General features: G+C 39.6%; 14 protein-coding genes. 4 read left to right on the top strand and 10 right to left on the bottom strand.

The features are described 5' to 3' along the window. Positions 1 to 29: 29 nt before the first annotated feature. On the bottom strand, positions 30 to 2,903 hold the full coding sequence (gene gcvP / locus AB1Z56_RS20900) for an aminomethyl-transferring glycine dehydrogenase (RefSeq protein ID WP_426790016.1): 2,874 nt from the start codon (positions 2,901 to 2,903) through the stop codon (positions 30 to 32). A gap of 576 nt (positions 2,904 to 3,479) precedes the next feature. Between gcvP and ctlX the strand changes: the two genes are divergently transcribed. Then, the gene (gene ctlX, locus AB1Z56_RS20895; RefSeq protein WP_426790015.1) at positions 3,480 to 4,430 is read left to right on the top strand and encodes a citrulline utilization hydrolase CtlX; all 951 of its coding nucleotides are present in this window, start codon (positions 3,480 to 3,482) and stop codon (positions 4,428 to 4,430) included. Between the two features lie 148 nt (positions 4,431 to 4,578). Here ctlX and AB1Z56_RS20890 read toward each other — a convergent pair whose 3' ends face one another. From AB1Z56_RS20890 to rpmB, 7 genes are all read right to left on the bottom strand, one after another. Continuing rightward, the gene (locus AB1Z56_RS20890) at positions 4,579 to 7,764 is read right to left on the bottom strand and encodes a carboxypeptidase regulatory-like domain-containing protein (protein WP_426790014.1); all 3,186 of its coding nucleotides are present in this window, start codon (positions 7,762 to 7,764) and stop codon (positions 4,579 to 4,581) included. A gap of 307 nt (positions 7,765 to 8,071) precedes the next feature. After that, entirely contained in the window at positions 8,072 to 9,661 is a 1,590-nt protein-coding gene (gene bshC / locus AB1Z56_RS20885) for a bacillithiol biosynthesis cysteine-adding enzyme BshC (RefSeq protein WP_426790013.1), read from the bottom strand. 436 nt (positions 9,662 to 10,097) lie between these two features. Further along, positions 10,098 to 11,435 carry a 30S ribosomal protein S12 methylthiotransferase RimO gene (gene rimO, locus AB1Z56_RS20880; RefSeq protein WP_309367270.1) on the bottom strand — a complete coding sequence of 446 codons (1,338 nt, stop codon included), beginning with the start codon at positions 11,433 to 11,435 and terminating at the stop codon, positions 10,098 to 10,100. A gap of 18 nt (positions 11,436 to 11,453) precedes the next feature. Beyond that, the gene (gene ftsY, locus AB1Z56_RS20875) at positions 11,454 to 12,416 is read right to left on the bottom strand and encodes a signal recognition particle-docking protein FtsY (RefSeq protein ID WP_309367269.1); all 963 of its coding nucleotides are present in this window, start codon (positions 12,414 to 12,416) and stop codon (positions 11,454 to 11,456) included. Between the two features lie 139 nt (positions 12,417 to 12,555). After that, positions 12,556 to 12,717 carry a DUF4295 domain-containing protein gene (locus AB1Z56_RS20870; protein ID WP_070562566.1) on the bottom strand — a complete coding sequence of 54 codons (162 nt, stop codon included), beginning with the start codon at positions 12,715 to 12,717 and terminating at the stop codon, positions 12,556 to 12,558. A 51-nt stretch (positions 12,718 to 12,768) separates the two neighbouring features. Beyond that, positions 12,769 to 12,951, bottom strand: a complete 183-nt coding sequence (rpmG, locus tag AB1Z56_RS20865; RefSeq protein ID WP_002998409.1) for a 50S ribosomal protein L33 — start codon at positions 12,949 to 12,951, stop codon at positions 12,769 to 12,771. A 76-nt stretch (positions 12,952 to 13,027) separates the two neighbouring features. Beyond that, positions 13,028 to 13,261, bottom strand: coding sequence for a 50S ribosomal protein L28 (rpmB, locus tag AB1Z56_RS20860; protein ID WP_046672597.1), 234 nt, complete (start codon positions 13,259 to 13,261; stop codon positions 13,028 to 13,030). 217 nt (positions 13,262 to 13,478) lie between these two features. Here rpmB and AB1Z56_RS20855 point away from each other — a divergent pair, with 217 nt between their 5' ends. From AB1Z56_RS20855 to AB1Z56_RS20845, 3 genes are all read left to right on the top strand, one after another. Beyond that, positions 13,479 to 13,724, top strand: a complete 246-nt coding sequence (locus AB1Z56_RS20855; protein WP_309367268.1) for a signal peptidase — start codon at positions 13,479 to 13,481, stop codon at positions 13,722 to 13,724. Continuing rightward, positions 13,714 to 14,436 carry a DNA repair protein RecO gene (gene recO, locus AB1Z56_RS20850; RefSeq protein ID WP_426790012.1) on the top strand — a complete coding sequence of 241 codons (723 nt, stop codon included), beginning with the start codon at positions 13,714 to 13,716 and terminating at the stop codon, positions 14,434 to 14,436. Before AB1Z56_RS20855 ends, recO begins: the two co-directional genes overlap by 11 nt. 245 nt (positions 14,437 to 14,681) lie before the next feature. Then, positions 14,682 to 15,170 (top strand): DUF805 domain-containing protein, encoded by a 489-nt coding sequence (locus AB1Z56_RS20845; protein ID WP_293899363.1) that lies wholly within the window; start codon positions 14,682 to 14,684, stop codon positions 15,168 to 15,170. A gap of 152 nt (positions 15,171 to 15,322) precedes the next feature. On the opposite strand, the gene AB1Z56_RS20840 is transcribed toward AB1Z56_RS20845, so the two are convergent. Both AB1Z56_RS20840 and AB1Z56_RS20835 read right to left on the bottom strand, forming a co-directional pair. After that, on the bottom strand, positions 15,323 to 15,511 hold the full coding sequence (locus AB1Z56_RS20840; protein ID WP_309367265.1) for a quinol oxidase subunit 4: 189 nt from the start codon (positions 15,509 to 15,511) through the stop codon (positions 15,323 to 15,325). Between the two features lie 152 nt (positions 15,512 to 15,663). Further along, complete coding sequence (locus tag AB1Z56_RS20835) at positions 15,664 to 15,855, bottom strand: cold-shock protein (RefSeq protein ID WP_046672593.1); 192 nt, start codon at positions 15,853 to 15,855, stop codon at positions 15,664 to 15,666. Between the last annotated feature and the right edge of the window lie 32 nt (positions 15,856 to 15,887).

Below are 15,887 nucleotides of genomic sequence, written 5' to 3'. Positions count from 1 at the left end.
AGGGGCTTTTCAGTTATATCATACCGAGATTATGCTTCGGCGTATTCTTCAATTGAAGGACACGAACAAATCAATGTACGGTCACCTTGAGAATCGTTCACACGCCCAACTGAAGGCCAGAATTTACGATCTCTTACGTATTCTAATGGATATGCAGCTGTTTGGCGGCTATATGGTCTATCCCACTCATCAGCAGTAACCACAGACGCTGTATGTGGGGCATGTTTCAATACATTGTTTGCTTGATCCACATCTCCTGCTTCAACTGCAGCAATCTCTTCACGGATAGCCACTAACGCATCACAGAAACGATCAAGCTCGGCTTTAGACTCAGATTCAGTCGGTTCAACCATTAATGTTCCTGCAACAGGGAAAGAAACTGTTGGCGCGTGGAAACCATAGTCCATTAGGCGTTTTGCAATATCCGCAACCTCGATACCGAAGTTTTTGAATCCACGGCAATCCAAGATCATTTCGTGTGCACAACGTCCGTTTGTACCCGAATATAGTACCGGATAGGCATTTTCCAAACGTGCTTTAATATAGTTTGCATTTAATATCGCTGTTCTCGTCGCATTTGTCAGACCTTCTCCGCCCATCATGGAAATGTAAGCATGAGAAATAAGCAAGATCGATGCTGAACCAAATGGAGCTGCAGAAACAGCAGAGATACCCTCTTCACCAGAAGTCGAAACCACTTCGTGGTTAGGTAAGAAAGGAACTAAGTGTTTTGCAACACCGATAGGTCCCATACCAGGGCCCCCTCCACCGTGAGGAATACAGAATGTTTTATGTAAATTCAAGTGACATACGTCAGCACCAATATGACCTGGGCTCGTCAATCCGACCTGTGCATTCATGTTAGCTCCGTCCATATACACCTGACCACCATTTGCATGGATAATTTCACAAACCTCAATGATAGACTCTTCAAAAACACCGTGTGTAGATGGGTAAGTCACCATGAGGGAATTTAAGTTTGCAGCATGTTCTTCCGCTTTTGCTCTTAAATCTGGAATATCGATGTTTCCTAATTCATCACATTTTACAACAACAACCTTTAGCCCAGCCATCGAAGCTGAAGCAGGGTTCGTTCCGTGTGCAGAAGCAGGGATCAAACAAATGTTACGTCCATGATCGCCACGGCTTTCATGATAAGCACGGATAACCATCAAACCTGCATACTCACCTTGAGCGCCTGAATTTGGCTGGAAGCTCATCTTCGCAAAGCCTGTAATCTCAGATAACCAATCGTTCAGCTCACCAATCATTTGCATATATCCTGAAGTTTGATCTGCAGGAGCAAATGGGTGCAAACCACCGAATCTCGCCCAAGTAACTGGCACCATCTCGGCTGTAGCATTCAATTTCATTGTACATGAACCCAATGGAATCATAGAATGACAAAGTGATAGGTCTTTTGCTTCCAAAGATTTGATATAACGCAACATCTCGTGTTCAGAGTGATAGCTATTAAAGTTTGGATGTGTTAAGTAGGCAGAAGTACGTGCTAAATCAGCTGGAATTGAAGAACCTAAATTCTCTTCCAATGCATCAAAATCCACATCATTCAATGTTTTACCCTGAATTTTAGCAAATACCTTAACGATCGTCTTGATGTCCTCGTATGTTGTTGTTTCGTCGATAGCGATTGAAACTTGCGAACCGTTATAATAGAAATTCAATTCGTTGTTTAATGCCTCAGACTTTAAAGCACCTGCATGCGTTCCTAAATCTACACGCAAAGTGTCAAAATAAGCCACATTTAACTGCGTATAACCCAATGACTGTAATGCTTGATCTAACAGGCTAGCCAAGGCATTTATACGTGATGCAATATTTTTGATCCCTTCCGGTCCATGATACACGGCATAGAAAGAAGCCATAATAGCTAAAAGAGCTTGTGCAGTACAAATATTTGAAGAGGCTTTATCACGGCGGATATGTTGTTCACGAGTCTGCAAAGCCATACGTAACGCGTATTTGCCATTTGAATCGGAAGTAACACCAATGATACGACCTGGGATATTACGCTTAAAGCTATCACGTGTAGCAAAATATGCTGCGTGAGGACCGCCAAAGCCCATAGGTACACCAAAACGTTGCGAGTTACCGACAACAACATCTGCTCCCCATTCTCCCGGAGGCGTCAATAACGCCAAACTCATCAAATCTGCCGCTGCACACACGGTAATATTCTTACTGTGAGCTGTAGCTGTAAATGATTTATAATCGACAATAGAACCATCAGCCGCCGGATATTGGACAAATGCCGCAAATACATCATCTGTCAATTCTGATTCAGCAATAGCTGTAATTTTTAATTCGATACCGAAAGACAAGGCACGGGTCTTCAAGACGTCGATCGTCTGCTTATAGGCATTTTCCGACACCAAGAATACATTCGCATCTTTATTTTTTCGAGCTGAATAAAGCATAAACATCGCCTCAGCAGCAGCTGTAGCCTCATCCAACAACGAAGCATTTGCAATTTCTAAACCAGTGAAGTCACAAATTACAGTCTGGAAGTTCAATAAAGCTTGTAACCTACCCTGTGCGATCTCCGCCTGATAAGGCGTATACTGTGTATACCATCCTGGGTTTTCAAATACATTGCGTTGAATTACACCCGGAAGGATTACATCGTAGTAACCTTGACCAATAAAAGATTTAAAAACTTTATTTTTCTCAGCGATCTCTGCAATACGCTTTAAATAGGCAACCTCAGACAATGCTTTAGGAAGATTTAAAGGTTTTGGAGCACGAATTTGAGAAGGGACCGTTTGGTCAATAAGTTGGTCAATTGACGAAACGCCTAATTTAGCCAACATTTCATTCGCTTCAACTGGACTTGGGCCATTGTGGCGACTTTCGAATTTTTCTTGGAAGTGTATATTGCTCATGTGTGCAAAAAGTTAACGCTTATAGATAGTTAGCGACATAATAATTAGGCAATTAACTCTCTTATAAACAGTCGTTTTTTGGATGAGCAAAGATAGCAAAATAAATGACTGAAAACGAAGCAAAAAAGTGTATAAAAAGTCAGTTTTACTGAGCAATCGAAATGCAATCGATTGTCTTTGCTAAATCAATTTTAGAATAAATACAAACATAGCACCTGTTCATTATCAATATAACAAACAATAAAACATTTGACTGCTACTATTTAAAAAAAACACCCTGTTAACTGCTATTTACCTCACTCATTTCTTTCTTTATATCCTTATTCTTTTTTGTAATGACCATGATTTTTCAATAAATTAGTATATGTACCAATTGTAAAGCGACTTCGAGCGAAATATGTACACTTTTTGATAAAGATTCCTGATATCCCGGAAATATTCCGTTATCACAAATCTGGAGGAGGAAAAGGTTATCCAGCTAAGGAAGCGTCTATTTTGACAAATGTAAATTATCGCAACAAACGAATATCATTTCTTTTTAACTAATATAAAACAGCGAAGTAACGATTATAAATCATGAGAAAACAGGTAACAGACAGCGTTCTTTTAGTAAGACCCTCTGTCTTCCGTAAAAATGAACAGACAGCGGTCAACAACTTCTTCCAGAAGGATATCGCAAATCTCAGTGTTGAAGAAGTCAATAAAGAAGCGCAAGGAGAGTTCGACGCGCTAGTAAATGAGCTGAAGTCACATGGAATTTTGGTGACCGTCATTCAAGACGACGAGAAATCAGAAAGCCCCGACAGTATTTTCCCAAATAATATTGTTTCCTTTCATCAGGATGGAAAAATAATTTTCTATCCCATGTTTGCTCCCAATCGCCGAAAGGAACATTTATTGGATTTTGAAGGTCCATTAAAACAGAACGGTTATTATGTAAAACTAACCAAAGATTTAAGTGAGGCCGAAAACAACAAACAATATCTGGAAGGAACCGGCGCATTGGTCCTCGACCGTGCCCACCGCATCGCCTATTGCGCCTTATCTGAAAGGGCAGACCAGGATATGCTTGATGAGTATTGCCGGACCGAAAACTATACACCGGTTGTGTTTCATGCCTTCCAAACGGTCAATGGAGAACGAAGACCTATCTACCACACTAACGTAGTTCTAGCGGTAGGTGAAGATTTTGCCATCCTATGCCCGCAGGCAATCGACAATCAGCAGGAACTTGAAGCCCTGCTAAAGAGCCTAAAAGATACCGGCAAAGAGATCATTGAAATCAATGAAAACCAGCTCGAATCTTTCGCGGCAAACTGCTTACAGGTAAGAAATAAATATGGAAATCGGTTTATCGTACTGAGCAATCAGGCCTTATCCTCCCTCACCTTATACCAAACGGCTCAATTAGAAAAGCATGGCAAAATCATTCATCAGGATCTCCATGTCATTGAGACCTGTGGCGGCGGAAGTGTACGTCATATGATGGCTGAAGTCTTTCTTCCGAAAGAAAAAGTTCTTGTATAGCGCTCAATAGATCTGCCTATAAGCAACTATTGTATGCAGGCCTTCATCAGCTTAATTCTAAAGACTACAAAAAACGAAGCCCTCAAAAGTGTATTGCTTTTGGGGGCTTCGCTGTATCCGAAGGAATCTTCTCTATCGTTTTATGCGATTAGAACGAATATCTTAATCCCAATTGAAATTGGTATGGGTTACCTGAAGGTGATACGATACCAGAGTTGTTCAATCGATAATTAAACTGCTGTTTAACCGGGTCAAATGCCGGGATTTCCGGATTTCCATTTGCTGCTGCTGTTTTTGATACGGCATATAATGATTGATTACCCAAAGATTCATTGACTCCCCAAGTTTTCTTAAAGAGATTGGCCACATTGAAGACGTCTGCAGAAAGCTCCAAAGCATGTGTTTTATACAGGTTAAATTTCTTTGCTATTCTTAAATCAATCAAACCGTAAAAACTGTTGATCCCGCCATTACGTTCCGCCATCTTACCTTCATACTTTTTGATATAATCTTTCAGACTTTGGCTAGCTTCACCATTCGCCAGCAAGGTATTCATCGCATCTGCCAGGGCTTTCGGTGTGCTGGCACTATTGGGATCAAAAATAAAGGCTAAATCGTTCGAATTAGACACAAAATCTCCATTAATATTACCCCCCGCTAGCAAGCTATAACGTGTGCCACCAATTCCTGAATAGCGAACACCTACACTGACACCATAAAATGTGGGTAGTGTACCATAAATAACGATTTTATTGCGGAACTGGTTATTCGAATAACTCATCTTGCTCAAATCTCTTGGATCATCCTTCACAGCAAGTGATAAAGTTGCTGTATTGGCCACATTCCCATTGTAGGATGTGTTATCCTTCGCATCGTTCCACGTGTAACTTACAGAAATTGAACCATCTTTGTAGTATTGATAGCTCGCATCCAGCACAACTGCAAATTGATTCACTTTACCCTCAGAGTTTAATTCTAAGACACGGCCAAACTTATTGGAAATCCTTCCCTGTTTCCAATCTGGAACACCATTGACAATAGCCGTCGCCGGTACGAATACCCCGCGGTTATCTTCATTCGCCAATCTAAAGAACGGATCTTGAACCATATTGCGATCAACATACATGTAGTTGTTGCGTCCTAGATTCATATACCCTGAAAGACTCGCTTTTAACTTTTCTGTAAAGAAATGCGTGTAAGATACATTGGCCTTGTACACCACAGGTATTTTCGCGTCAGCGCCATAGGTATTGATCGTAGGCACTTGAAACTGTGCCAAGGTCGGTGTTGTAGACGGATCTTTTCTGTATCCCACAAAATTAGGTGTAGGTACATCATTGCCACGAACATCTACCGTTGCGAAATGTTTCCCATCAAAAGTCAGGTTATTGATGGTCATATAGTTATTGATATCAGATGCAAAGATACCTGCTCCCACGCGGAAAAAATCTTTTCGTTCTTCATTCACATCCCAAGTCATCTGGAAACGAGGCTGTACAACGAAGGATTTCAACTTGTGATCTGTACGTACACCCACTTCTTTCAGCAATTCTTCATTCAGTGGAGAGGTTGGATAATGACCATAATCCAATCGTAGTCCCGCAACCAAATCCAATCCTTTTGCCAATTTGGTCTGCAACTGTCCATATGCACCAGCATTAAATATCTTCCCGATAACAGTTGGATCTGCCACTAATGGGACTTCCCGATAAAATGCATAAGGTTTTAAGTTTGCAAAATTCTGCAATGCTGTATTGGTCGCATCGTCCCTAAAATGAAAACGTCCGTTAACTTCACTACCATAAATTGAATTTGCATGTGTATACATCAAATCCACACCAAAAGTATAATTGATATTATCGGTGCTATAATACAGGTTGTTGACCAGCTGTACGACATTATTTTTAAAGGACTCCTGTGCAAACCGGTGACCGCCTAATTGAATATTGGTTGATAAGTTACTTCCATCAATGGTAGACACCACATTCTCTACAATGGCACGGGGAATATTTTGACTAGGCAACATGTCTCCAGGACTACTTTTTTGAAAAGTATAGAGGTGCTGCAATTTCAGTTCATTGGTTAGTTTTGGGGAAATGGAAGTCCGTAAAGTTGCTAAAAAACTGTTATCAATATTCTTGTCATTTCCGTATGATTCATATAAATTGATGGCAGTATTGTCCTCTAAACCAAGCTTATTAAGGTCACTGGTAAAGTTGTCACGGATCGTCAATAAGTTCTTCTCGTTAATTTGCCAGTCTATACGGCCAAATACAGCATCAGAATTCCGCTTCTTATCGAAAGAACCATACTGTCTATCATTGCTCAATCCATATTTTTCACGCCCTATACGAATATACTCATCCAAAGTCGACTGTGTTACATTGAAACGCTTTTCATCTGCCGCCGAATTAATATCCGCAATAATCAGCGGACGTGCATCGCGTTGATGATCCCAGGCCACAAAATAATGTAATTTGTCCTTGATAATCGGACCACCTAATGTAAATCCATATTGATAAGTAGAGAAATCATTGCTTCGTTTATTTCCTCTGATATCGTATGGACTGGACAACCAATCTGCCCTTGAATAAAGCCATGCGCTTCCGTGTGTTTGATTTGTTCCTTGTTTGGTTACCGCACTGACTGTTCCGCCGCCTGCTCTTCCATAAGTCACATCATATTGATTGGTAACTACTTTAAATTCTCGGACTGCTTCTATCGAGATGGAGAAAGGTGCACCACTACGGCTGGTTGTCGAACCTGCTGAAGTCGGATTTTTGGCATTCATCCCGTCGATGGTAAAATTGGTAGAAGAGCCCAACTGGCCACCAATATTATCTCCTTTACTTAAAGGGGAGAGATCCATTAACGACGTAAAATTCCGACCGTTTACAGGCAACTTCGCGATATCCTTTGCGGTAACGGCTGTTGCAGCACCTAGATTTTCAATTTTATTCTTTAGCGTACTTACTCCGATCAATTCAACGGTTTCCAAAACATTTGACGTATTTTGAATAGGGATGGTTAAGCGCACAATATCGCCCTGATTTAAATTAAATCCCGAACGAACTTGTTCGCCATAGCCTATATAAGTTACTTTGACGGTATATGGACCGCCTAAAGGCAACTCCTTAAAGTTGAAATCACCATTTGCATTGGTTGAGGTTTTCGTTGTGAATCCGGTCGATTCATTACGGACTTCGATTGAAGCTCCATGAACTCCTTTGTTATTCTCATCCGTCACCTTTCCGGAAAAACCCGCTTGGGTTGTTTGGGCGTACAAACCTGTCCCAAGTGCAATGGCACACGTCGTAAGTAGAATTTCTTTCATTTAGTTGTTGGTTGTGATAATGAAAGCAAAACTACATCCAAACTGTTAACAGAAGCTAAACGAAATATTATGAAATTATAAACAAAGCATTTCAACGTATATATAAATAAAATGAAACCTATTCCCGAAAAAATAAGGCGATATCAGAACGTGCAACATGAGAATTTTAATGTAGGAATAGAAATATACCGATATCTGCAATAAAATCATGATATAGCAGAAAGCAATAGAAATGAAAACGAAAGAGGGTTCTTTCGGACCAATAACATCAGACACTTTCACAAAAAAGTCAGCCGAAGCTGACTTTCTAATATAAAATCGTAAACTTAAAATCCAATGGATTAAAGTACTTGTAAAGATCTCTAAAGAGGCTATCACCATATTTGACATAAAGTAAAGCGAAATTTTCAGAGCGCTCCTGCAGCCCTCCACCAGGAAAGAGCTTTTCCTTTACATTATCAATATCCGTTAGAGCATGTTGATGGTTGCGCTTTTCAGCTTTCATTAGTTTTTTCTCCAAATTATTGATCGCTTTCTTTAACCGTGCTTTTACAGCTTCAGTGCTAGGCCCCAAACTTGGATCAATCTTATGTGTTCGCAACTTTATTTTACCAAAAATAGCATTCAGTTCCATCCATTCGTCATTGAGATTTAGACGCTCTTTCGTATGGCGACGAACATATTCTTTTTTTAGTACCTCTGCCGGCCGGAAGATACTCTTAAATGTAAGGTCAACACGAAACAACTTCGCTGCAACGTTGTCCTCGGTTATCATAGCAGAATTGCGTGGTATCAAAATCGGAAAATCGATGTGATATTGGTCAAAGTTGGACTTCAACTGCATCCAATAGACCATCTCAGCTCCACCTCCAATGTACGCAAGATTCGGAAGTATAATCTCCTGATACATCGGCCGCATCACCACATTAGGACTGAAACGCTCCGGATAACGCTCGATCTCCTGTTCCAGCTCCGCTCGGGTAAAATATATATTTTGATGCAATACTTCGTATCGGCCGTCAGCAGCCAGCACCAGACGCTCTCTAAATTCGTCCGTCAAATAAAAAAAATTAATCTCCCGAGCATGCACCTGCGTAGAGAAACCGTTGGCTTCCAGCTCCTCCGACCTCGCTTCTATTGCTTTAAAGCTTTTTTCAGTTAAGATATCTTCTTTAATAATTGGTTTGAAAAGATTTTTCAACTCTCTGTCATCCGCATCGATGATCACAAGACCATAGGATTTAAACAGTTCATTGACCATATACCGTGTTGCATCCGACAGTCGATCATGCTTTAAATAGGCTTCTTCCACAACACGGGTAAGTTTAGCAGAATTTTCGGAAAGCCCTAAAATATTCGTATACTGTTTTACGGCATCAACAATTGTCGCCGTATCCATTCGCCCTGTAGCAGATACCGCAGGTGTATCCCAGCCGATTTTCTTGCCAAAAACTTTTGTATGGTTGATTTCCTCAAAATCATGATCCTCGGTTGCCATCCAATACACGGGAATAAAATTTTTATCCGGGTGTTTGGCCTGTAAATCTTCAGACAGCCGTATAGCGGTCATGATCTTGAAAATAAAATATAAAGGCCCCGTAAAAATATTAAGCTGATGCCCCGTAGTTATCGTATAGGAATTCTGGTCCAATAACAGCTCTATATTGGCAACAACTGCCGGAGAATCTTTTAATAGTTCGGCATATTGCTTTTTAAGCCGCTCCACAAGAATTTTTCGGTGAGCAAAAGGCTTCTTTTCAATCACCTGCTTTTCAAAGCCAGCCCAAGTGGGCCAGTTTCCAACAAAAGGTTTTAAGGCTTCATCATGCGCCAGGTAGGCCAATAAAGTCTTAGAGAAGCTATTTGTTTCACTATATTCTATATAAGTTGCTTTCATCTGCAAGTATCATTAATCATTTTCTATTCTTAATTGCATAACTAAAATCTCTCTGGCAACAAACACGATATGACAAACCATCCAGGATTAGCCGCCCTGTAAGTCATTAATCAAAAAGATGGAACCACAATGAAACGAACTGGGTTCACTAATCTGATGTTAACGGAGCCATGGTTATTAAAGAGCATGTAAGTTTACAAATTTGTTTTTTGCCTTGGCAAAATAGTGAATTTTCACAAAAAGCTGGTCCTGCTTTTAAATTATATCATTTTACTGACAATTGCGTAAAAACCTTCATGACTTCGCAGCCCCCAACAGCAATGAAAGCGAAAAAAGGCTCCTTTTGGCCAATAAAATCAGATGCTTTCAGAAAAAAAAACGGGGTTCCCTGTATAAGAAGCCCCGTCTCTTTTCGTATCATTTATAAATGCAACGTTTATTTTCTTACAATCTCGCCATATAAATCGAAATCTTCAGCGCGGTCGATTTTCACCTGAACAAAATCACCGATACGTGCATAAGAGTCTGCAGCCGGAATCAATACCTCATTGTCGACTTCGGGAGAATCGTATTCTGTACGGCCTATAAAATAGTCACCGTCAACGCGATCAACCAATACTTTATACGTGTTACCCACTTTTGACTGATTGATTTCATAAGAAATGCCTTGCTGCACCTCCATAATCGCTTCTACACGCTCTTCTTTTATTTCTTGCGGCACATCATCTTCCAATGAATGCGCATGCGTTTTTTCTTCGTGAGAATAGGTAAAGCATCCCAATCGGTCAAAACGCGTTTCTTCCACCCATTCCAACATTTCCTGGAAGTCTTGCTCCGTCTCTCCTGGGTATCCACAGATAAGGGTTGTACGCAATGCGATATCCGGAACTTTATCACGTATCGCTTTGACAAGATCGATCTGTTTCTGTTTCGTTGTACCTCTTCGCATAGACTTCAGCATAGGATCAGAAATATGTTGCAATGGCATATCCAAGTAATTACAGATATTCGAACGTTCGTTCATTGCATCCAAAATATCCATTGGGAAGCCCGAAGGATAGGCATACTGCAGTCTGATCCATTCGATACCATCAACATCTGACAAATGACGCATCAGATCAGAAAGATTGCGTTTTCCATAGATATCTAAGCCATAATAGGTTAGGTCTTGTGCAATCAGAATCAATTCTTTCGTACCGTTCGACGCGAGAAATTTTGCTTCTTTCACAAGATCGTCTATGGATTTAGAAACGTGTTTACCACGCATCAAAGGAATTGCACAAAAAGAACAAGGGCGGTTACAACCTTCAGCGATCTTAAAATAAGAAAAATGCGAAGGTGTTGTCAATAAGCGCTCACCCAGCAACTCGTGTCGATAATCAGCTCCAATGGATGACAACAGATCCGGCAAATCATTCGTACCGAAAAAGGCATCAACATTGGGGATTTCAGACTGTAACTCTGGCTTATATCGTTCAGAAAGACAGCCTGTAACGATCACTTTATTGATTTTACCCTGCTCTTTCAGATCCGAATATTGTAAGATCGCATCAATTGATTCCTGTTTGGCATTATCAATAAAACCGCAAGTATTGATTACGACAATATCATTTGCCTGTATATTGGATGCTTCATGTACAACTTCCATCTGATTGCCCTTTAACTGGCCCATCAGCACTTCACTATCGTGAATATTTTTCGAACAGCCCAATGTTACCACATTGACACGTGGTTTATTAATCAAAGGGGCTGGTTTCGCGTATTTTGTCTTCATATGATTAGACGGTAGACTCTATTTGAAAAGGGAGTCGACAAATTCCTTTTTGTTAAACAACTGAAGATCACCAATTTTCTCTCCTACACCAATATATTTCACCGGGATCTTAAATTGATCAGATATACCAATAACCACCCCACCCTTAGCCGTTCCATCGAGTTTAGTCAATGCTAAAGCGTTCACATCGGTTGCCTGTGTAAATTGAGTACATTGCTCAATGGCGTTTTGCCCTGTCGATGCATCCAAGACCAACAAGATTTCATGTGGTGCACCAGGAACAACCTTCTGCATCACATTTTTGATCTTAGTGAGCTCATTCATTAGCCCAACCTTATTGTGCAAACGGCCTGCGGTATCAATGATACACACGTCTTCTCCATTTGCCACCGCCGATTTTACAGTATCATAGGCTACTGAAGCAGGATCCGAGCCCATTGCCTGAGCAACGACACGTACCCCCACACGCTCTCCCCATAATTTAAGCTGATCAACCGCCGCTGCGCGAAAGGTATCTGCCGCGCCCAGCACCACTTTACTTCCAGCTTGTTTAAGCTGATGAGCGAGCTTGCCAATGGTGGTCGTTTTACCGACTCCGTTAACACCAACAACCATAATGACATATGGTTTATGATCGCCGTAATTGAAATTCTCGAAATCAGCACTGTTATTTTCTGCCAATAAGGTTTGAATCTCCTCTTTCAGCAGGCCGTTTAATTCGGAAGTAGAGACATATTTATCGCGGGCTACGCGAGCTTGTATGCGATCAATGATCTTTAAAGTAGTTGTAACCCCTACATCAGAAGTAACCAAAACCTCTTCCAAATTATCCAATACATCATCATCGACTGTTGATTTACCGACGACTGCTTTTGTTATTTTGGAAAGAAATCCTTCTTTTGTTTTTTCCAAACCTTTATCTAAGGCCTGTTCTTCTTCTTGTGTTTGTGGTTTTTTCTTAAAAAAATCAAATAATCCCATGGAGTGTAGTAGTGAAAATTGATGTTCAAATATAAACAAATGTCCTCAACAAAAAAAGCCCTTTCGGTAGGATACCAAAACGGCTATTTTTATCGAATTCTTTTTAAAGAAAAACTTTAAAAAAGGAAAATGCTACTAGTTATTTTTGAGCTGCTGCAACGACGTCTTTCACTTTATCGTTGTGAACCATACCTTCTTTGAAAGTATACGCGCCAGTTTTTGCAGATTTAGTAGTAATAATAACCTTTGTAAATTCTTTACCGCCACCTTTTTGTAACGATGCAACTGCTTTCTTTGCCATGGTATATTAATATTTTACTTAGCCCCTCTTTCGAGCGCCAAGATGTGTGACTTACTTAATTTCTTTATGAACAGTAACTTTTCTCAATACTGGGTTGAATTTTTTCAATTCCAAACGCTCAGTTGTGTTCTTTTTGTTTTTAGTAGTGATGTAACGAGACATTCCCGGAAGACCACTTTCTTTGTGTTCAGTACATTCTAAGATAACTTGTACTCTATTTCCTTTTTTAGCCATTGTTTTACTTTATTTTGAATCCTATTATAGGATTGAAATTCATGAATAATCTTAATGTAACAGGCGCGACAATCAATTAGATTGACCCTTTAACGATAAATTTATTGATCGCTGCTGTAATCCCGTTCTTGTTGATAGTCTTGATAGCAGAAGTAGATACTTTCAACGTAATCCAACGATCTTCTTCTGGAATGTAAAAACGTTTAGTTTGTAAATTTGGATAGAATTTACGTTTAGTTTTAACGTTTGAGTGAGAAACGTTATTTCCTGTTAACGCCGCTTTGCCTGTTAAATCACAAATTCTTGACATGATATTATTTTTTTGTTGTCTTTATTACAATATGTTAATCCTTTGCACTCTCTGCAAAGAGTTTGCAAATATCTATATTTTTTTTGGGATAAGCAACAAGATAATGGGAATTATTTTTAAAAATAGTTCTGCACAGGAATGGTAATGGCAAAAATAAAGGATTTTATTGTATTATATTTGCTTTGTAAAGAAAAATAGTTTTCAACAATTCACATTTATGAACAAATATCTTCGCAAGGGTCTAAGGGAAATAATCATCGGTGTTTTGCTGGTCATCTTGGGATATTACCTTATGGAACAGCGTTCTAATTGGTATAAACTCGCTATGCTGGTCGGAGTTATCACATTTAGTATCGGTGTCCTGACTTTAATCTATCGCATGATTCGTAAAGTTGACCGAAATGCCATTATTGAGATGCGTGAAGAAGCTCATAAAAAAGAAAAAGAAGGAGATGCTCAATAAAACTAGAGGTATAGTCTTAAAAACAACCAACTATTCGGAAAGCAGTCTTGTTGCACAGATATACACAGAAGTATTTGGTATGCAATCCTATCTTATTACTGGAGCAAGGAAGCCTAAAGCGAAGATCAAGGCCAATATTCTCCAACCCTTACATTTACTTGAAATTGTCGCCACTCACAAAGACAATGGTTCGCTGCAACGGATTTCCGAAGCTCGTCAAGTTCCTGCTTTACAAGAAATCCCTTATGATATTGTCAAAAGCTCGCTCGCACTTTTTCTGAATGAAATACTCTATAAAATTCTGAAGGAACAGGAAAACGACAGCTACCTTTTTGAATTTATCCATCACTCTATCTGCTGGTTGGATGAAACTCATTTAAATCTAGCCAATTTTCATCTCGTCTTCTTAATCAAACTGACACGTTTTCTCGGATTCTATCCTGCCGAATCAAAACAGGCCCTCCCCTATTTCAATCTGCATGAAGCGACATTCTCCAACAGTCTTCCTGAACATCCGCTGGTATTGCAGGAACCGCACACTTCAATTTTCAGAAATTTAATCGAATCAGAGTATTCAAATTGTGACAAGATCAAAATGACTAGCTCGGACCGGCAGTTCTTATTGGAAAAGGTATTGGACTTCTATCGACTCCATCGCACAAATTTTAAAGAAATAAAATCGCTCTATATACTCGAAGAGATTTTCAGGTAAGACACCAACAACTTTTACCGTTCAAAAGCTAATTCCATTCGACCGTCATATACAAAAAGGCGAATGAGCGAAGCACAAATGAATATATATCCCGCCGCTCAAACCAGCAACTGTAGCTCCGCCAAACACTTATCCTATTATAATAATTGTTCTCTTGGATAAATTCTTGGTACATTTATTGTAACAAAATTGAAATAACATTTGATTTACTAACATCATTTTCACCTAAAAAAGTATTAAAAGATATGGAACTTAAAGAAGCCTTTTTAAAAGTTGTCCGAGACAACTACGCAAATTTTGAGGGGAGAGCCCGCCGAAAAGAATATTGGATGTTTTTTCTCGCAAATCTTATCATTAGTGCGGTATTTGCAATACTAGGGCAAATTGCGAGCTTATTTACTTACGTCTCCGGTCTAGTAAGCTTAGCCCTACTGATCCCGGGCCTAGCCGTTACAGTAAGAAGATTACACGATACCAATAAATCGGGCTGGTTTATATTAGTTGTATTGATTCCGTTTATTGGATGGATTTATCTGCTCTACTTATTGGTTTTAGAAGGCGACAAGGCTTCGAATCAATATGGCCCAGATCCTAAAGCAATAGAAAATGGCACGAATCATCCATTTAACCAAAGCCAAGATCCTTTTGGCTCTTCTCGTCCACAAGATCCTTTTGGAAGTTCGCAACCATCAAATCCAATACCGCCGGCTCCTGATAAAGATCCATTTGCTTAGATTTGACCCCATAAAAAAAGCTTTCACAAGATTTGTGAAAGCTTTTTTTATGCTATTTTTGCTACCTCTTTATACCAGTCGATGACAGTCAAAAAGAAATTTTCCATGGACTGCAATCATACACCGCTACGCCGAATGGAACCTTAAAAGAATTAATATCTATTTTTTTTCTTCTGCTGTCCTGGAGCGAAATCACGGGCAGATTGCTCTCCGTAATACTTTTTAGCCTGTCCAGGGGGCATCTTTTTTGAACCCTGCCCATGGCTATGATATGTCGAATAACATGCCGACATGGAAATAGCAACAACAATGGACAGTCCCAATACTAAAATACGTTTCATCTTCACTGAATATTTTTAAATAAGCTATTACAATTATCAGTCCAAATTATTTTAGCAAGTGAATCCACACAGGCGCCCTCCTCTCGTTTTAAAATAAAAAAGCCCATGCTGTTCGCATAGGCTTTTTCACAATAAATATATCTTCAATCTAATTAGATAACTCTTACATTTACCGCATTAAGACCTTTACGGCCTTGTTCAACTTCGTAAGATACATTGTCATTCTCACGAACTTTGTCTACTAATCCAGAAACGTGAACAAAAATTTCGCTCTCGCCTGAGTTAGGGATGATGAAACCGAAACCTTTGGTCTCATTAAAGAATTTTACTTTACCTTCTTGCATGGCACTATATTATTAATTTCCCTAAAGGTATA

The organism is Sphingobacterium sp. WOUb80, from assembly GCF_050058145.1.
GTDB lineage: Bacteria > Bacteroidota > Bacteroidia > Sphingobacteriales > Sphingobacteriaceae > Sphingobacterium.
Note: the sequence above shows the minus strand (reverse complement) of the source record. Positions and strands in the feature narration are given on the sequence as shown.

What these genes read in the sequence shown, in the direction of transcription:
- AB1Z56_RS20890 (WP_426790014.1), bottom strand. Translation starts at nt 7,764, where the DNA reads ATGAAAGAAATTCTACTTACGACGTGTGCCATTGCACTTGGGACAGGT.
- AB1Z56_RS20870 (WP_070562566.1), bottom strand. Translation starts at nt 12,717, where the DNA reads ATGGCAAAGAAAGCAGTTGCATCGTTACAAAAAGGTGGCGGTAAAGAA.
- ftsY (WP_309367269.1), bottom strand. Translation starts at nt 12,416, where the DNA reads ATGGGATTATTTGATTTTTTTAAGAAAAAACCACAAACACAAGAAGAA.
- rimO (WP_309367270.1), bottom strand. Translation starts at nt 11,435, where the DNA reads ATGAAGACAAAATACGCGAAACCAGCCCCTTTGATTAATAAACCACGT.
- gcvP (WP_426790016.1), bottom strand. Translation starts at nt 2,903, where the DNA reads ATGAGCAATATACACTTCCAAGAAAAATTCGAAAGTCGCCACAATGGC.
- AB1Z56_RS20855 (WP_309367268.1), top strand. Translation starts at nt 13,479, where the DNA reads ATGAACAAATATCTTCGCAAGGGTCTAAGGGAAATAATCATCGGTGTT.
- ctlX (WP_426790015.1), top strand. Translation starts at nt 3,480, where the DNA reads ATGAGAAAACAGGTAACAGACAGCGTTCTTTTAGTAAGACCCTCTGTC.
- rpmB (WP_046672597.1), bottom strand. Translation starts at nt 13,261, where the DNA reads ATGTCAAGAATTTGTGATTTAACAGGCAAAGCGGCGTTAACAGGAAAT.
- AB1Z56_RS20835 (WP_046672593.1), bottom strand. Translation starts at nt 15,855, where the DNA reads ATGCAAGAAGGTAAAGTAAAATTCTTTAATGAGACCAAAGGTTTCGGT.
- recO (WP_426790012.1), top strand. Translation starts at nt 13,714, where the DNA reads ATGCTCAATAAAACTAGAGGTATAGTCTTAAAAACAACCAACTATTCG.
- AB1Z56_RS20840 (WP_309367265.1), bottom strand. Translation starts at nt 15,511, where the DNA reads ATGAAACGTATTTTAGTATTGGGACTGTCCATTGTTGTTGCTATTTCC.
- rpmG (WP_002998409.1), bottom strand. Translation starts at nt 12,951, where the DNA reads ATGGCTAAAAAAGGAAATAGAGTACAAGTTATCTTAGAATGTACTGAA.
- AB1Z56_RS20845 (WP_293899363.1), top strand. Translation starts at nt 14,682, where the DNA reads ATGGAACTTAAAGAAGCCTTTTTAAAAGTTGTCCGAGACAACTACGCA.
- bshC (WP_426790013.1), bottom strand. Translation starts at nt 9,661, where the DNA reads ATGAAAGCAACTTATATAGAATATAGTGAAACAAATAGCTTCTCTAAG.